Origin of the sequence: Aeromonas sp. R7-4 (assembly GCF_040908055.1) — a bacterium.
GTDB classification, from domain to species: domain Bacteria; phylum Pseudomonadota; class Gammaproteobacteria; order Enterobacterales; family Aeromonadaceae; genus Aeromonas; species Aeromonas sanarellii.
This window is the reverse complement of record NZ_JBFODA010000034.1, coordinates 161,055-177,866: the sequence shown is the minus strand read 5'-3', so window position 1 is coordinate 177,866 and position 16,812 is coordinate 161,055. Positions and strand designations below refer to the sequence as shown.

17 protein-coding genes are annotated in these 16,812 nt (G+C 62.5%); 11 read left to right on the top strand and 6 right to left on the bottom strand.

Translation table 11 applies throughout. From position 1 onward, the window contains the following. The first annotated feature begins 71 nt into the window (after window positions 1-71). From AB5Y72_RS09605 to ilvN, 5 genes are all read left to right on the top strand, one after another. Complete coding sequence (locus AB5Y72_RS09605; protein ID WP_325781987.1) at window positions 72-575, top strand: phosphatase PAP2 family protein; 504 nt, start codon at window positions 72-74, stop codon at window positions 573-575. Further along, window positions 572-1,678 (top strand): MJ1255/VC2487 family glycosyltransferase, encoded by a 1,107-nt coding sequence (locus AB5Y72_RS09600; protein ID WP_325781861.1) that lies wholly within the window; start codon window positions 572-574, stop codon window positions 1,676-1,678. The genes AB5Y72_RS09605 and AB5Y72_RS09600 overlap by 4 nt, the downstream gene beginning before the upstream one ends. A 35-nt stretch (window positions 1,679-1,713) precedes the next feature. Then, the gene (locus AB5Y72_RS09595) at window positions 1,714-1,866 is read left to right on the top strand and encodes a hypothetical protein (protein WP_084202933.1); all 153 of its coding nucleotides are present in this window, start codon (window positions 1,714-1,716) and stop codon (window positions 1,864-1,866) included. Between the two features lie 390 nt (window positions 1,867-2,256). Next, window positions 2,257-3,975, top strand: a complete 1,719-nt coding sequence (locus AB5Y72_RS09590; RefSeq protein WP_042078282.1) for an acetolactate synthase 3 large subunit — start codon at window positions 2,257-2,259, stop codon at window positions 3,973-3,975. Next, window positions 3,975-4,469, top strand: a complete 495-nt coding sequence (gene ilvN, locus AB5Y72_RS09585) for an acetolactate synthase small subunit (protein WP_010673160.1) — start codon at window positions 3,975-3,977, stop codon at window positions 4,467-4,469. The genes AB5Y72_RS09590 and ilvN overlap by 1 nt, the downstream gene beginning before the upstream one ends. Before the next feature lie 467 nt (window positions 4,470-4,936). Here the strand turns inward: ilvN and pta are convergent, their stop codons facing one another. Then, complete coding sequence (gene pta / locus AB5Y72_RS09580) at window positions 4,937-7,090, bottom strand: phosphate acetyltransferase (protein WP_257519449.1); 2,154 nt, start codon at window positions 7,088-7,090, stop codon at window positions 4,937-4,939. Between the two features lie 70 nt (window positions 7,091-7,160). Then, the gene (locus tag AB5Y72_RS09575; RefSeq protein ID WP_042078285.1) at window positions 7,161-8,363 is read right to left on the bottom strand and encodes an acetate kinase; all 1,203 of its coding nucleotides are present in this window, start codon (window positions 8,361-8,363) and stop codon (window positions 7,161-7,163) included. Between the two features lie 301 nt (window positions 8,364-8,664). Here AB5Y72_RS09575 and yfbV point away from each other — a divergent pair, with 301 nt between their 5' ends. Next, window positions 8,665-9,105, top strand: a complete 441-nt coding sequence (gene yfbV / locus AB5Y72_RS09570) for a terminus macrodomain insulation protein YfbV (protein WP_042078286.1) — start codon at window positions 8,665-8,667, stop codon at window positions 9,103-9,105. A 48-nt stretch (window positions 9,106-9,153) separates the two neighbouring features. On the opposite strand, the gene AB5Y72_RS09565 is transcribed toward yfbV, so the two are convergent. The 3 genes from AB5Y72_RS09565 to AB5Y72_RS09555 all read right to left on the bottom strand — a co-directional run bounded on the left by AB5Y72_RS09565 (window position 9,154) and on the right by AB5Y72_RS09555 (window position 10,868). Continuing rightward, complete coding sequence (locus AB5Y72_RS09565) at window positions 9,154-9,654, bottom strand: YfbU family protein (RefSeq protein WP_325781862.1); 501 nt, start codon at window positions 9,652-9,654, stop codon at window positions 9,154-9,156. A gap of 198 nt (window positions 9,655-9,852) precedes the next feature. Next, window positions 9,853-10,317 carry a thioredoxin-dependent thiol peroxidase gene (gene bcp / locus AB5Y72_RS09560; RefSeq protein ID WP_042078289.1) on the bottom strand — a complete coding sequence of 155 codons (465 nt, stop codon included), beginning with the start codon at window positions 10,315-10,317 and terminating at the stop codon, window positions 9,853-9,855. 17 nt (window positions 10,318-10,334) lie between these two features. Further along, complete coding sequence (locus AB5Y72_RS09555; RefSeq protein ID WP_042078290.1) at window positions 10,335-10,868, bottom strand: glycine cleavage system protein R; 534 nt, start codon at window positions 10,866-10,868, stop codon at window positions 10,335-10,337. Between the two features lie 200 nt (window positions 10,869-11,068). On the opposite strand from AB5Y72_RS09555, the gene dapA reads away from it, so the two are divergent. The 3 genes from dapA to AB5Y72_RS09540 all read left to right on the top strand — a co-directional run bounded on the left by dapA (window position 11,069) and on the right by AB5Y72_RS09540 (window position 14,327). Next, window positions 11,069-11,956, top strand: coding sequence for a 4-hydroxy-tetrahydrodipicolinate synthase (dapA, locus tag AB5Y72_RS09550; RefSeq protein WP_042078292.1), 888 nt, complete (start codon window positions 11,069-11,071; stop codon window positions 11,954-11,956). Beyond that, entirely contained in the window at window positions 11,949-13,073 is a 1,125-nt protein-coding gene (bamC, locus tag AB5Y72_RS09545; RefSeq protein ID WP_042078293.1) for an outer membrane protein assembly factor BamC, read from the top strand. Before dapA ends, bamC begins: the two co-directional genes overlap by 8 nt. Before the next feature lie 150 nt (window positions 13,074-13,223). After that, window positions 13,224-14,327, top strand: a complete 1,104-nt coding sequence (locus AB5Y72_RS09540) for a phosphoribosylaminoimidazolesuccinocarboxamide synthase (protein WP_368198923.1) — start codon at window positions 13,224-13,226, stop codon at window positions 14,325-14,327. Between the two features lie 117 nt (window positions 14,328-14,444). Here AB5Y72_RS09540 and AB5Y72_RS09535 read toward each other — a convergent pair whose 3' ends face one another. Next, the gene (locus tag AB5Y72_RS09535; RefSeq protein ID WP_209794617.1) at window positions 14,445-15,047 is read right to left on the bottom strand and encodes a short chain dehydrogenase; all 603 of its coding nucleotides are present in this window, start codon (window positions 15,045-15,047) and stop codon (window positions 14,445-14,447) included. Window positions 15,048-15,146: 99 nt separating this feature from the next. Here AB5Y72_RS09535 and AB5Y72_RS09530 point away from each other — a divergent pair, with 99 nt between their 5' ends. Then, window positions 15,147-16,049 (top strand): LysR family transcriptional regulator, encoded by a 903-nt coding sequence (locus tag AB5Y72_RS09530; RefSeq protein ID WP_368198921.1) that lies wholly within the window; start codon window positions 15,147-15,149, stop codon window positions 16,047-16,049. A 76-nt stretch (window positions 16,050-16,125) separates the two neighbouring features. Beyond that, window positions 16,126-16,758 (top strand): DUF2057 domain-containing protein, encoded by a 633-nt coding sequence (locus tag AB5Y72_RS09525; RefSeq protein ID WP_209794619.1) that lies wholly within the window; start codon window positions 16,126-16,128, stop codon window positions 16,756-16,758. Window positions 16,759-16,812: the final 54 nt, after the last annotated feature.

Below are 16,812 nucleotides of genomic sequence, written 5' to 3'. Positions count from 1 at the left end.
TTATTTGAACGTCAACGAAGTGTCACGCCGCTCCCCTAGTCTGCATCCAAGACTCAAGGGAAGGGGGCGTGATGAACAAGATCCAGCAATGGGACCTGCGGGTGTGCCGTGTCTGCCTGCTCCATCCCTACAACCGGCCGCAGGCCAGTATCAGCCGGTTCGTCTCCCGTACCGGCGACGGTCCCCTCTATGGGGTACTGGCGGCCCTGCTCTGGTGGCAGGGAGAGAGCGGGCGAGCCGTGGTGCAGACGGCGCTGTGGGCCTTTGCCCTCGAGCTGCCGCTCTACCTGCTGCTCAAGAATGCCCTGAGGCGCCAGCGCCCGGCGGGCCTGCCTGTCTTCATCACTCCCTCCGATCGCTACAGCCTGCCATCCGGTCACACGGCGGCGGCCTTCCTGATGGCGACCGTGCTGGCCGTGGGTTTCCCAGGCTGGGCTCCATGGCTGTTCGTCTGGGCGACGCTGGTGGGTGCCTCCCGCCTGCTGCTCGGGGTGCATTATCTCAGCGATCTGGTGGCCGGCGCCCTGCTCGGCGGCGGTTGCGCCCTCTGGGCACTCGGCTGGAGCCAGGGATGAGGATACTGTTCGGGGTGCAGGGGACCGGCAACGGCCACATCAGTCGCAGCCGTACGCTGGCCAGGGCGCTGAAAGCCAGGGGGATCGAGGTCGACTACCTGTTCAGCGGCCGTGCCGCCGACGGCTACTTCGAGATGGGGGAATTCGGGGACTATCGCACCTTTCCCGGTATCACCTTCACCAGCCATCAGGGGAAAATCTCGGGCTGGCGCACCCTCAAGGGTCTCTCGCCCCTGCGTTTCTGGCAGGATCTGCGCGCCCTCGACTGCCGCGACTACGATCTCGTCATCAGCGACTTCGAGCCGATCACGGCCCATGCCGCCCGGCGTTGGGGCAAGCCCAGCCTCACCATCAGCCATCAGGCCAGCTTCGACTGGCCCATTCCGCGTTGGGGAGAGAGCCGCTTCAATCACCAGCTGATGCGTCATTTCGCGCCGGTGAGCCGGTCACTTGGCCTGCACTGGTTTCACTTCGGCCAGCCCCTGCTGCCGCCCATCATAGATCCTCTGGCGCCGACCCCAGACAACCAGCAGATCCTGGTCTATCTGCCGTTCGAGCAGACCGAGGCCATCGCGGCCCTGCTGTCGCGTTTCAGCCAGCAGCGCTTCATCTGCTTTCATCCGGCCATTCGCAGTGCCAGCCAGTGGCGCAACATCTGCTTCGAACCCCAGGCGAGGGAGGGGTTCAAGCAGGCGCTGGCGGGTTGCCGCGGCGTCATCAGCAATGCGGGGTTCGAGCTGGCGTCCGAAGCCTTGTCGCTGGGCAAGAAACTGCTGGTCAAACCCCTGGTCGGCCAGTTCGAGCAGCTGACCAACGGCAGGACCCTGGATCTGATGGGGCTGGCCCAGCTGATGGAGGCGCTGGATGCCAATGGGGTGAGAGCCTGGCTGGATGCGCCAGCCCCCGGCAGGGTGTGCTATCCCGATGTGGCGGGTGAGCTGGCCGACTGGCTGGCCGCAGGGGCGGTGGAAGAAACCGAGTCACTCTCCCGCCGGTTGTGGGCCCGAACCCTCTTCCCGGAGGAGGTGTGCGATCGGCTCAGCGAATTGGCGGGCAACCCCCTGGCGCGACCCTGGTTATCCCAACTCAGCGCCTTTGACTAAACTGAGTTGATCCCATCACGGAGAGGACGGACAACATGCGCTTTACCAATGAAAACGGCGACACCATGACCCTGGCGGACAATCTGACGCTGCACGAGCTGATCGACATGGGGGTCAGCATCTCGGTCTGCGAAGAGACGGACCCGGATCAGCAGATCTGGCTGGCGGAGCCCGAAGACGAGCAGTGAAACTGGCCTGTCTTTGACGGCCCACCCCCTGGGGGTGGGCCGTTTATTTTGGTCTCTTCGCAGATTGGCAGCATGATCCTCTGGTTTGTTCCCCATACACCCCTCTTTGTTGCAGGTCGTCTGACTAAGTCACTGAATGTTAATGGCTGTTTGAAATTTCTGACTGTTCTCGCCAGACAAAGCCGTGGACAAGCGTTCACGGGCGGGTTAAGTTGGTTTTTCACCCGCTTTTTGGGTGAATGATGGAAAACCCCTACTTTTCTACTATCGACGGCTCCGAACTCGCCAGATCTGCCTGCAGACAACAACAAGACTCGGATCGGCGCTGCCGGGAAGCAGCGGACTGTCGATAGCTTTCGCTTAACGGAGCAAAGCCTGGAGGGCTTTATCATGGAGATGTTATCAGGCGCCCAGATGGTGGTTAGAGCGCTGGAAGATCAGGGAGTTGAGCACGTATTCGGCTACCCTGGTGGCTCAGTGCTCGACATCTATGACGCTCTCTTCGAAAACGGCAAGATGGAGCACGTCCTGGTGCGGCACGAGCAGGCCGCGGTACACATGGCGGACGGTTACGCCCGCTCCACCGGCAAGGTGGGCACTGTGCTGGTGACCTCGGGTCCCGGCGCCACCAACTGCATCACGGGCATCGCGACCGCCTACATGGACTCCATTCCCCTGGTGATCCTGTCCGGCCAGGTGCCGACCAGCATGATCGGGGAGGATGCGTTCCAGGAGACCGACATGATCGGGATCTCCCGCCCGGTGGTGAAGCACAGCTTCCTGTGCAAGAAAGCCAGCGACATTCCCGAGGCCATCAAGAAGGCCTACTACATCGCCGCCAGTGGCCGCCCGGGGCCCGTGGTGGTGGATCTGCCCAAAGACGTGCAGAATCCGAAAGAGAAGTTCCCCTATCAGTATCCCGAGTCCGTTTCCCTGCGCTCCTACAACCCGACCAAGGCCGGACACAAGGGCCAGATCAAGCGTGCCGCCAAGCTGCTGACCGAGGCGAGCCGTCCGGTGATGTACGTGGGCGGCGGCGCCATCAACGCCAATGCGGATCACCTGGTGACCAAGCTGGCGGAGCAGCTGAACCTGCCGGTGACCACCACCCTGATGGGGCTTGGCGCCTTCCCCGGCACCCACCCGCAGTTCATCGGCATGCTCGGTATGCACGGCACCTTCGAAGCGAACAAGAGCATGCACAACGCAGACCTCATCTTCGCCGTGGGAGCCCGCTTCGACGACCGCGTCACCAACAACGTGGCCAAGTTCTGCCCCAATGCCACCGTGGTGCACATCGACATCGATCCCACTTCCATCTCCAAGACGGTGCAGGCCCACGTGCCCATCGTCGGCTCGGTGGATACCGTGCTGGAGCAGATGCTGGAAGTGATCCGCGAGTGCGGCTTCGACAACGACAAGCAGGTGCTGGCGGACTGGTGGAGCCAGATCGATCAGTGGCGTTCCCGCCACTGCCTGGCCTACGAGACCCATCCCACCCTGATCAAGCCGCAGCAGGTCATCGAGGCGCTCTACAAGGTGACCAAGGGGGAAGCCTTCGTCGCCTCCGACGTGGGCCAGCACCAGATGTTCGCCGCCCTCTACTACCCGTTTGCCAAGCCGCGCCAGTGGATCAACTCAGGGGGCCTCGGCACCATGGGCTTCGGCATCCCGGCCGCCATGGGCGCCCAGTTTGCCAATCCGGATGCGGTGGTCTGCTGCGTCACCGGCGACGGCTCGGTGCAGATGAACATCCAGGAGCTCTCCACCTGCATGCAGTACGGGGTGCCCATCAAGATCATCTCCATCAACAACCGTGCGCTGGGCATGGTCAAGCAGTGGCAGAAGATGTTCTACGGCGGCCGTCACAGCCACTCCTACATGGAATCCCTGCCGGACTTCGTCAAGCTGGCGGAAGCCTATGGTCACGTCGGCATGGCGGTGAGCGATCCCGCCGAGCTGGAGAGCGCCATGGAGAAGGCCTTCGCCATGAAGGACAGGCTGGTGTTCATGGACATCTCGGTTGACCCGGACGAGCACGTCTATCCAATGCAGATAAAGTTCGGCGCCATGGACGAGATGTGGCTGAGCAAGACGGAGAGAACCTGATGAGACACATCATTTCAGTACTGCTGGAGAACGAATCCGGCGCCCTGAGCCGCGTGGTGGGCCTCTTCTCCCAGCGCGGCTACAACATCGAGACCCTGACGGTGGCCCCCACCGAGGATCCCACCCTGTCTCGCATGACCATCGTCACCATGGGGGACGAGCGGGTGCTGGAGCAGATCCAGAAGCAGTTGCACAAGCTGGTGGACGTGCTCAAGGTGTGCGACTTGAGCGAAGGGGAGCACATCGAGCGGGAGATCGCCCTGGTGAAAGCCCGCGCCGCCGGCGGGGCCCGTGACGAACTGAAACGGCTGGCGGATATCTTCCGCGGCCAGATCGTGGACGTCACCCCCGAGCTCTACACGGTGCAGCTCGTCGGGACCAGCGAGAAGCTGGACGCCTTCATCAAGACCGCCGCCCAGACCAACGAGATCATCGAAGTGGTGCGCTCCGGCGTCTGCGGCATCTCCCGGGCGGACAAGTCACTGCGCCCCTGATCGGGAATCCGGTCCGATAGTATTCCAAAGGGCTCCTCGGAGCCCTTTGTCATGTCTGCCCCGGGCGTATCCTTCGGCCTGGCGAGTCCTCCCTGTTGCCCGAGAGGGGCATGACCCTGCGTCATGCCCAAGAGGGGGCTGAGCGAATCTGTCATTTTCTTTCAAATGATCGGTAAACTATCCACAAAAGCTGTGGAAAACTCTGTAGATTAGCGGTGTTTCTGGCGTTAGTAGCTTGATCTTAAAGAGGTATTTCAAGTTGATCCCGGCTGGATCGCATTTGCGCAATCCTCTGGCGAGGGTGTGAGTGTTTGCTTATCGTCCGCGCCTTGCGGCAGGAGCTATGGGGATCCGCCCTTGGATCCCGGCGGGATCCTGTCCTGATCTTGCCGATCAACAGATCTTCCACCAGACATAAAAAAACCCGCCTCTCGGCGGGTTTTTCACGGGACAGGCAGAAAAGGCGATTACTCGGCCTGGGCTGCCTGGATACCGGTCAGGGCGATGGTGTAGACGATGTCGTCCACCAGGGCGCCGCGGGAGAGGTCGTTGACCGGCTTGCGCATGCCTTGCAGCATGGGGCCGATGGAGACCAGCTCGGCGGAGCGCTGTACCGCCTTGTAGGTGGTGTTGCCGGTGTTCAGGTCCGGGAACACGAACACGGTGGCCTTGCCGGCAACCGGGGAGTTCGGGGCCTTGGACTTGGCCACGTTCTCCATGATGGCCGCATCGTACTGCAGCGGACCGTCGATGATGAGGTCGGGACGCTTGGCCTTGGCCAGCTCGGTCGCTTCACGCACCTTTTCCACGTCCGCGCCGGCGCCTGAGGTGCCGGTGGAGTAGGAGATCATGGCCACGCGCGGCTCGATGCCGAAGGCGGCAGCGGAGTCGGCGGACTGGATGGCGATCTCGGCCAGCTGCTCGGCAGTGGGATCCGGGTTGATGGCGCAGTCACCGTAGACCAGCACCTGATCCGGCAGCAGCATGAAGAAGATGGAGGAGATCAGGGAAGAACCCGGAGCGGTCTTGATGATCTGCATCGGCGGACGGATGGTGTTGGCAGTGGTGTGCACCGCGCCGGAGACCAGACCGTCGACCTCGTTGCGCTCCAGCATCATGGTGCCCAGCACCACGTTGTCTTCCAGCTGCTCGCGGGCAACCACTTCGGTCATGCCCTTGTTCTTGCGCAGCTCGACCAGACGGGCCACGTAGCGCTCGCGCACGGCCACCGGATCGATGATCTCGACGCGGTCGGTCAGGATCACGCCCTGCTGTTCGGCGACGCGGCGGATCTCGTCCGGGTTGCCCAGCAGTACCGGACGGGCGATGCCGCGCTCGGCACAGATGGCAGCGGCCTTGATGGTGCGCGGCTCTTCCCCTTCCGGCAGCACGACGCGCTTGTTGGCCTGGCGGGCCAGCTCGGTCAGCTGGTAACGGAAGGCCGGCGGGCTCAGGCGACGGGAGCGGGTGGACTTGGCAGAGAGAGACTCGATCCAGTGCTTGTCGATGTGGCCAGCCACGTAGTCTTGCACCAGCTCGATCCGCTCGCGGTCATCTTCCGGGATATCGACGTTGAAGTTCTGCAGGCTGACGGCGGTCTGCCAGGTGTTGGTGCCGGTGATCATGATCGGCAGGCCGGTGGCCATGGCCTGTTGGCACAGGGCCATCACCTGGGGTTCCGGATGATAGTTGCCGGTCAGCAGCAGGGCTCCCAGCTTGACGCCGTTCATGGCGGACAGGCAGGCGGAGACGATGACGTCGGAACGGTCGCCGGAGGTGACCAGCAGGCTGCCCGGACGGAAGTGCTCGATCATGTTGTGGATGGAGCGGGCGCAGAAGGTCACGGTCTGCAGGCGGCGGCTATCCAGCTCACCCTTGTTGATGATCTTGGCGGCCAGGTGCTTGGCGAGATCCTTGGCGCGGGGGGCGATCAGCTGGGTGTTCCAGGGGATGCAGCCCAGGATGCGCAGCGGGCTCTTGCCGAAGACCTGCAACACTTCCAGGTTGTGGCCGGTGTCGGCGCCGTGGTGGTGCGCCTCGAACATCTCGGTCAGGTCGGGACGGGTCACGCCGTGCTCGTCAACCGGGGCACCCACCTTGTTGATGACGCAGCCCACGATGCGCGGGTTGCTGACGCCACCGAAGTTGGAGCAGGCCAGCTCGATACGCTCTTTGAGCTTCTGGCTGGAGTCGTTGCCCGGATGAGTCACGAACACCATGTCGGCATCCAGCGCCTTGGCGACGTCGTAGTTCAGCTTGTTGGCAAAGGGTTGCTTGTCGGTCGGCACCAGGCCCTCGATCACCACCACTTCGGCACCGCTGCTCTTCACGTGCTCTTCGAAGCGGGCCACGATCTCTTCCAGCAGGATGTCGGTGTTGCTGGAGGTGATCATGTTCTCGGCGTAGGAGAGGGCGAACGGCTCGGGTGGGTTGATGTTGGCGGCGGCGCGGATCACGGCGGTGGAGCGCTCGGTACCGGTTTCACCCGGACGCGGCTGAGCGACCGGTTTGAAGAAGCTGACATTGACACCGTGACGTTCCATGGCGCGAACGACGCCAAGACTCACGGAAGTTACGCCGACACCAGTGCCGACCGGGATGAGCATAATAGTGCGTGCCACTTATTACCCCTTGTTCATTTTTTGGGATCAGGAAAAGGCCGCCCTGGGGCGGCCTTGCTCTACAGCTAATTTATGCGCCGACCAGTTCCAGCGCGTCGTGGGCGATGACCCACTCTTCGTTGGTCGGGATAACCAGGGCCTTGGTGGAGCCAGCCTTGGTGATCTCGCCGCCCTTGCCGAAGCGTGCCTTCAGGTTGGCGTCGTGGTCGACGTCAAAGCCCAGCAGGCCCAGCTTGCCCAGGGTGATCTCGCGGATCGGGGCGGAGTTCTCGCCGATGCCGCCGGTGAAGACCACGGCATCCAGGCGACCGTCCATGGCGGCGGCGTAGGCACCGATGTACTTGGCCAGACGGTAGCAGTACACGTCCATGGCGCGCTTGGCTTCTTCCTTGCTGTCGTAGTTGTCTTCAACGAAACGGCAGTCTGAGGTGACTTCGGTCAGACCCTGCAGGCCGGACTCCTTGGTCAGCATGGTGTTGATCTCGGCTACGCTCATGCCCAGCTTGTCGTGCAGGAAGAAGATGATGGCCGGATCGATGTCACCGGAACGGGTCCCCATCACCAGGCCTTCCAGCGGGGTCAGGCCCATGGAGGTGTCGACGGACTGGCCGTTCTTGATGGCGCAGACGGAGCCGCCGTTGCCCAGGTGGCAGTTGATGATGTTCAGCTCGGAAACCGGCTTGTTCAGCTGCTTGGCCGCTTCCAGGCTGATGTAGTAGTGGCTGGTGCCGTGGGCGCCGTAGCGACGGATGCCGTTCTCCTTGTAGAGCTTGTACGGCAGGGCGTACAGGAAGGCCTCTTCCGGCATGGTCTGGTGAAAGGCGGTGTCGAACACGGCCACGTTCTTCTCGGCCAGCTCCGGGAAGACCTTCAGGGCGGCACGGATGCCGATCAGGTGAGCCGGGTTGTGCAGCGGTGCGTAAGGAATGGCGGCTTCGATGCCGGCGATCACGTCGTCGCAGATCCGCACGGAAGAGGTGAAGCGCTCGCCGCCGTGTACCACGCGGTGACCGATGGCGATCAGGTTCTTGGACAATTCAGGGTTGAGCGGCAGGATCTTGTGGACGATGAAGTCCAGCGCTTCCTGGTGAGCGGCACCGGCACCCAGATCGGCGTTGCCTTTCTCACCGTTCAGCTTCCACTTGATGCGGGCATCGTCGAGGTTGAAGCATTCGGCCAGGCCGGACAGCAGATCATCACCGGTGGTTGCGTCAATGACAGCAAACTTCAGGGACGAGCTGCCACAGTTAAGAACAAGAACCAGCTTACTCATGAATAAATCCTATCGCAGATTGGGTTGGGTTGGAGGATGCGCCGGACGCGGTGCGTCCAAAAACAATCAACTTATCCTTATGAGGGTTGGCAATCTGTTGCTTGCCCCTTGTATAGTGATACAAGACCCGAAACTCAGACGTCCCTGACTGGCCAGCGGCGATGCGCCAGCGTAAAAATGGGCGTACAAAGGATAACCTGATTGTTGAAAAATAACAAAGTCATCCTCAACCTTTGTTATTGCTTCTCAAATATTGTCGAGGTTTTGCCGTTAATGCGTTCGAAAAGAGCTCGGAGGTAGCATGAGCATGAACATTTTTGGAACTAAATTACAGCAAGGCCGTCATTATATGACTCTTTGGCCGCGCCGTCCCGAGCTTAATTCCATGTTCCCGGAAAACCGGGTGATCAGGGCGACCGAGTTCGCCCTCAAGGTGATCCCGGCCCTGGCCGTGCTCAGCGTCATGGTGCAGTTCCAGTTCGGCGAACTGCATTACTGGCCCTCCGTCATGGCGTCCGTCCTCTTCCTGCTCAGCCTGCCGCTGCAGGGCTATTACTGGCTCGGCCAGCGCGCCGACACCCGGTTGCCCCCTTCCCTCGCAAACTGGTACCGGGAGATCAACGGCAAGATGAACGAGCAGGGTGGCCAGCGTCAGCTGGTGGCTCGTCCCCGTTACGAGGAGCTGGCCGATACCCTCAACGCCGCCTTCAAGCAGCTGGACAAATCCTTCCTCTACGAGTGACCCTGGTTGCTCATTCGACAAAGGCGCCCCGGGGCGCCTTTTTCATGGTCAGGCCGCCAGCACCTTGCTGATCTCCTGGATGGAGAGCTTGTACTGACGGGGGCACTGGCGCCAGATCGTCAGCATGCGCTGGTACTTGTCGCGCATGGCGATGTCGCTGGAGAGCTCGTCGCAGGGGCAGGGCAGTTCGGGGAAACGCTTGTCCACCTCCAGCAGGAAGCAGACATAGTCCGCCAGCTCCCGCTCCTGACTGCGGCTGTAGCCGTTGAAGGCCAGACGGCTTTCATTCACCTCGGCCCGGGCGCCGGCGTCCAGATTGCCCCAGGAGATGGCCAGCGCGTGGTGCATCTCCAGGGTGTCTATCACCTCCTGGCAGGTGGCGAGATCCAGGTGGCCGAAGCTCTTCTCCAGCTCGAGGATCTGCAGGCAGTAGCCGCGCTCGACTATGGTGCTGGCCCGCTGGTAAAACGCCGCCTTCTCCGGATTGAGTTTGGCCAGGATCTCGTACTGGTTGCTCAGGATCAGGCGTTCGGTGTGGCTCATGTTCATGGGCTTTCTCACTGGAAAATGAAACTGGGGTCACGTTAACCCATATCCAGGATGAATTTTTTGATCTGGCAGGGGAGGTTGGCGAGAAAATGGAGGGGGAGACATGCTGGCAAGCCGTCCTGGATGGCCACCCGATGCCGCGCCGAGACGGGCAGGGCCCACGATGGCGGGCCCTGCTGCAGCGTCGAGGTGACGGCGTTACCCCTTGACGAGGTCGAGCACCACCTGATGGTGATCGCTGGTCTTGAACTTGTCGAAGCGATGGGCCACCTTGCCCTCCTCGTCGATAAGGAAGCTCAGGCGGTGGATGCCGTCATACTCCTTGCCCATGAACTTCTTCGGGCCCCAGACGCCGAACGCATCGGCCACCGCGTGATCCTCATCGGCCAGCAGGCGGAAGTTGAGGCTGTCGCGCTCCTCGAACTTTTTCAGGCGCTTGGCGCTGTCCGGGCTGATGCCGAGCACCACCACGTTCAGAGCCGCCAGTTCGGCGTTGACATCGCGCAGGCCGCAGGCCTGGGTGGTGCAGCCCGGGGTCATCGCCTTGGGGTAGAAGTAGACGAGCACCTTCTTGCCGCGCAAATCGGCGAGGCGCACCTGGTTGCCATCCTGGTCGGAGAGGGAAAAATCGGGGGCCTGGGTACCAGCTTCTAGTGGTGACATGGGGTCTCCAAACGCCATCAGGCGTACTTGTGATTGACGATGAATTCGAAGGACTCTGCGCCCAGCTCGCGACAGAAGCCGGCGAAGGCGGCCTTGGAGCCACTCTCTTCTCCCTGCTTGGAAAGATTCAACTGGAAGTTTGCCTTGAGCAGGTTGAACGGCTGTTGTTCCAGGGTCATGGTCTGCATGGCCTGGATGTCCCAGCCGTGATCGCTGAAGAACTGGGTACACTGGCTTACGATGCCGGGCTGATCCCGGATCAGCACCTCTGCGCTGGCGCTGATGTCATATTGCAGCGACTGGTGGCGCTCGGTGCGCTTCATCATGGTGATGAGATCCCACTCCTGACTGCGCAGGGGGAGGCTGATTTCAAGCTGCATCAGGCTGTTCCAGTCACCGGACAGCAGCATGATGAAGGTGAATTCGTTGCCGAAGATGCCAAGACGGCTGTCGACAATGTTGCAACCGCAGCCACTGACGTGACGGGTCACCTCATTGACGATGCCAGGCCTGTCCGTGCCGATGGCCGTTACGACCAGGTAGTGAGTCATAAATCGTCTCTCGTCCATTATTGCGAATGCGGTGACAGCGGGCGCCGCTGACGGGCATGGCGCCCTGCTTCGGGCCCTGTCCTGCCCTGGTGCATCCATACGTTTTGTGGCGGATGGTAACACGGCTTGTCCCTTGCCTCCCTTGTTTTTCAAAAGGGGCAGCTTTACCATTACGCCCCTGAAAATCGGGAGAATTATCCATGTTACGCGGTAGTATTGTTGCGCTCGTTACCCCCATGCTGGCCTCGGGTGACATCGATTGGAGCAGTCTGGCTGAGCTGGTCGAGTATCATGTGGATGCCGGCACCAGCGCCATCGTCGCGGTGGGCACCACGGGGGAGTCGGTCACCCTGAGCGAGCAGGAACATATCGCCGTCGTCGAAAAAACGGTGGAATATGCCGCAGGGCGCATCCCGGTCATCGCGGGGTGCGGCTCCAACAACACGGCGCACGCCATCGCCCTCTCCAGGCGTCTCGCCAGCACCGGCGTGGTGGCGGGTCTCTCGGTCACCCCCTATTACAACAAACCCACCCAGGAAGGCCTCTATCGTCACTATTGTGCGATCGCCGAGGCTAGTGGTCTGCCTCAAATTCTCTATAATGTGCCCGGTCGCACCTGCTGTGACCTCAAACCGGAGACGGTGGCCCGTCTGGCCAAGGTGCCCGGCATTATCGGTTTGAAAGAGGCAACCGGCGATCTCGGCCGCACCCCGCTGCTGCGCGAGCTGTGCGGGCCGGATTTTGCGCTTTATAGTGGTGATGACGCCAGCGGATGTGATTTCATGCTGCAAGGGGGTGATGGTGTCATTTCGGTCACCACCAATATTGCGGCGCCCCAGATGGCCGACATGTGTCGTGCTGCGCTGGCCGGAGATGCCGGACGGGCGCATGACATCAACAATCGATTGATGCCGTTGCATCAGACTCTGTTCTGTGAACCGAGTCCCATCCCGGTGAAGTGGGCCTGTGCCCGGCTGGGACTGATGGCGACGGCGACCTTGCGCCTGCCCCTGACCGACCTCACCCCAGAGGGAGAGCAGGCGATGGCGCGAGCACTGACGACTGCGGAGTTGATGGCGAGTGTTTAAAGCAAATGGAAAGGGAAATGCAGGGCGCCTGGTGCTGAGTGTCGCGACGGTTGCCGTGCTGGCAGCCTGCAGCTCACCCCAGGACCGCAAGATGGCCAACCGTGGCTTCGAGTATGAAGAGAGCCGCCTCGAAGGCCGTGCCTTCCTTGTGCCCGCCGGGTTGAGTACCCCCGCCTTTAACAACGGTTTCGACATTCCGGCGCTGCCAGAGAGCAGCCGTGAGGGCGCCATCGGCGCCAAGGTGGATGTGCGTCCGCCCGCCCAGCTGCTGACCGTGGTCCCGGGCAGCCAGGTGGTGGCCAACGCCGAGGAGCCGACCATCGCCTTCTATGCCCTGAGCACCAGCCAGAGCGTGGAGCGCGACACCTGGGCCTTCCTGATGAACTTCCTGGCCGAGCACAAGGTGACCACCGAGAAGCTGGATCAGCAGGCCGGGGTATTGCAGACCGGCTGGTTTGACAACACCGCAGTGCTCGATGGCTGGGCGGAAGAAGACGATGACTTCAAGATCCGTCAGCGTTACCAGTTCGTCTTGAAGAATGATGTGCAGCGCCACGCCACCATGATGTCGGTCCGGGTGCTGGAGCACGAAGAGACCATCGACGGTGAGACCAGCACGGCGCTGACGCCGGCCGATGCCCAGCGCTACGCGACCCGTGCCCTGAACCAGTTCTCCCTCTATTACGACAAGCAGCTCAAGGCCCGCGAGCAGCACAAGTCCAGCGATGGCATGGGGCTGGAACTGGGGCTGGACAACAACGAGCTGAGCGCCTGGATTGCCGAGGGGTCGTTTGACCAGGTCTGGCGCCGCCTCAACCAGGTGCTGCCGGCCTACGGCTTCACCATCAAGGACACCCAGCAGTCCCTGGGCTGGATCGACGTGGAGTACGACGAGCCGGATGCCGAATTCTGGAAGGCCAAGGGGGCCGAGCCGTTCAAGCTGGAGGAAGAGCAGTACCGCTTCCAGCTCGGCGAGATGGCGGGAGGCAAGACCTCCATCACCCTGTTTGACAAGGACAAGAAGCCTGTCTCATCCGGCGTCATCTCCCAGATGTATATCAGCCTGTCCGAGGCATTCGCCAAGGGTCTGGCTGACCAAGCTGCAAAAACAGAATAAAAACAGGGGCCTCGTGCCCCTGTTTTGTTATGCCCGACCCGCCGCTGCCCCTGTCGGCCCGGCAGCACGGGTGTCTGGCGAGCTGAATCCCCACAGACAGGGGCCTGTGCGCCTGTCCAACTAGTCCCACAACAGGAAGTGTTATTAGCCATGAGTCTTGCAGATCAAGTATTGGCGGTGAACGACGATTTGCCGATCCGTACCGATAAACCTGTCCATTCCGGCAAAGTGCGCAGCGTCTACTGGTTGACCCCGGCAGACAGTGCCCGGCTCATCAGAGAGAAAGGCTATGATGTGCCGGCCGACACGCCGCTCGCCCTCATGGTGATCAGTGATCGCATCTCGGCCTTCGACTGCATCTGGCAAGGGGTGGACGGCCTGAACGGCGTCCCCGGCAAGGGGGCGGCGCTCAACGCCATCTCCAGCCACTGGTTCAAGTTGTTCAAGGAGAAGGGGCTGGCGGACAGCCACATCCTGGACATCCCGCACCCCTTCGTCTGGATAGTGCAAAAAGCCCGTCCCGTGATGATCGAGGCCATCGCCCGTCAATACATCACCGGCTCCATGTGGCGTGCCTACAAGGACGGCGAGCGCGAGTTCTGCGGCATCACCTTGCCGGAAGGGCTGAAGAAGGATCAGAAGCTGCCCGAGATCCTCATCACCCCGTCCACCAAGGGGCTCCTCAAGGGGCTGGACGGCGTGCCGGAGGCGGATGACGTCAATGTCTCCCGCGCCGACATCGCGCGCCACCATCAGGCCTTCGGCTTCCGCTCCGCGGCGGACATCGACCGCTACGAGACGCTGCTCAAGGAAGGCTTCAATGTCATCAGCGAGGCGCTGGCCGCGCTGGATCAGGTCTTCGTCGACACCAAGTTCGAGTTCGGTTACGTGACCGATGCCGCCGGCCGCGAGAAGCTCATCTACATGGATGAGGTCGGTACCCCCGACAGCTCCCGCATCTGGGACGGTGCCGCCCTGCGCCGTGGCGAGATCGTCGAGAAGTCCAAAGAGGGCTTCCGCCAGTGGCTGCTGAACCACTTCCCGGATCCGGACATCCTGCTCAACAAGAACCGCATGCCTGAGCGTTTCGCCCTGGCCCGGGACAACAAGCTGCCCACCGAGGTGATGATGGACATCTCCCACACCTATGTGGGGATCGCCGAGAAGATCATCGGCCAGCCGCTGGTACGCAGCGCCAACCCGAAGCAGGAGATCATCGAGGTGCTGCGCGAGCAGTACGGCCTGATCGACTGAGGCTGACAGCCTTTTTTGCCGCCCAGGAACAAACGTTTGCCGGCGGTGAAAACCGCAGACCGACAAAGACGCGGGCCCCATGACGGGGCCCGCTTTTTATTGCTCTGTCTGCCGGGATCAGCCGTTGACCCTGAATACCTGGCCGGTCTGCACCCCCAGCACCGACTTCCTGTAGGCCTGCGCCACCCGGGCGGCGGGTACCGGCACGAAGCCCGGGAAGAAGTCGGCGTACTTGTCCATGGACTCTGCCAGTACGGTGGGGCTCACCACGTTGATGCGAAGTCCTCTGGGCAGCTCGCAGGCGGCCGCCTTCACGAAGTGCTCGATGGCGCCGTTGATGGTGCTGGCGCTCACCCCCCAGTTGATGGGCTCCTCGCTCAGGATGCCGCTGATGAGGGTGATGGAGCCCCGATCGCTCAGGTGGGGAATGGCGGCCCGGGTCAGGTTGATCTGGCCCATCAGCTTGCTCTGGAGCCCCAGCTGCCACTGCTCGTCGCTCATCTCGGTCAGGGCGTTGAAGGCGACGCTGCCGCTGGCGACCACCAGGGCGTCGAAGGGCCCGATCTGGGCGAACAGCGCCTCGATGGAGGCCTTGTCCCGCATGTCGACCCTGGCGTCCCCCCGGCTATGGCCGACCCGGATCACCTGGTGGTCCTGGGCGAGCAGGTCGCTGACGGCGGAACCTATGGTGCCGGAGGCACCCACGATCACGATTTTCATCTTGGTCACTCCTGTTTGGGATATTGATGATTCTAGTCGTCTCCGACAGGAGAAAAAGCGCTTATGATGAACCCATTGTTTCCGTTTTGGAGCTAATGAATGGACATCGCCCATCTGGCCAGTTTCTACGAGGTGGTGCTGCGGGGCAGTTTCTCCGCCGCCGCCGATGCCCTGGGGGTGAGCAAGGGGATGCTGAGCCGCCACGTCGGCGCCCTGGAGTCGTCCCTCAACGCCCAGCTGCTGCAGCGCACGACCCGCCGCCTCAGCCTGACCGAGGCGGGCAAGACCCTCTATCAGCAGGCGGGGGAGATCTTCGCCCTGGCCCGCCAGGCGGAGCAGGACATCCAGGCCCTGACCGAGGAGGACAGCGGCCGGCTGAGGTTCACCTGCCCGGTCAGCACGGGGGACCGCATGGTGAGCGAGCTGCTCGCCCGCTTTGCCGAGCTCTGTCCCGGTGTCCAGGTGGAGCTCAACTTCACCAACGCGACGATCGACATGAGCCAGGGGGAGCACGACATCGCCCTGCGGGCCATGAGCCAGATCCCCGACAACCTGGTGGCGCTGCCCCTCGGGCGATTGAAGGACGTGGTGGTGGCCAGCCCAACCCTGCTGGCCCGGGAGGGGAGCCCCGCCACCCCCTATGAGCTGGGGGGGCGCCCCTGTCTGCTGCAGGGCCACAACCCGGCCTGGGAGCAGTGGCATTTTCGCAGGGGAGAGGAGGAGGCGCACATCCTGGTGCAGGGCAGGGTGCGGGCCAATCACTACAGCACAGTGTTGCAGCTGGCCCGGGCTGGCATGGGCTTTGCCAAGTGCCCGCTGATGCTGGTGGAGGCCAGCCTGGCCAGGGGAGAGCTGGTGGCCGTGCTGGACGAGTGGCAAACGGGGCTGCATCCGCTGCACGTGCTGCACGCCCAGCAGCGGCGGGTGCCGCGCAAGATCCGGCTGTTCAAGCAGGTGCTGGCCCAGTGGTTCGCCGAGCGGCCCCATTATCTGCTGCGGTGAGTCAGAGTCCCGTTATTTTTCTGTCATCTGGGGTTGCTACCCTGCCCCATCATCGCGAACGCAAGAGAGGCAGGGAATGAAGGGTCATCAGGGTTGGGTCGGAGTCATGTCGTTGTGTGCCGGCTTGTTGTGTGCCGGCTCGGTGCAGGCCGAGGTCAGGGTCGAGGTGCCCCGGGATTTCCAGATCCTGGCGGTGAGCGCCGGCAAGGTGCAGGACGAGCAGCACGCCCTGCTGGCGGACGGGGAGCAGCAACTGCTGGTGCGTTATGAGGGGGTGATCCCGAGCCGCAGCAGCAGCGACAACGATCGCCTGGTTCGCTCCGAGCCCCAGGTGATCCGCTATGAGGCCCGCGGGCAGTCGGTCCGCCTGCAGGCCGCCGTACCCACCGATGAGGCAGGCATGGAGCGTTATGCCAAGGCGCCCACCCTGAGCCTGCTGGCGGGAGGGCAGCCCCTCGAGGTGCGGCAGGAGCCGCTGGTGGTGCAGGGGATGCAGATCGGCATGGACTGGCATGCCAGGCTGGCGGAATACAACCGTGGCGCCGGACAGGCGGTGCTGGCGGCCGGTGCGGTGGCGGCCACGGCTGCGGCGACGCCGGCTCAGGCCCTTCCCGCCAGCGAGCTGGAGGGGCAGTTGCAGCAACTCTTCCTGAAGGCGGACCCCGAACTTCGCAAGCGCTTCATCGGCTGGGCCGTGCCCCGTCTTTAAGTTTGTCCCTGGTTGCAGTAACGTGGGCACTCTCATCTCCCGAGTGCCCAAGTT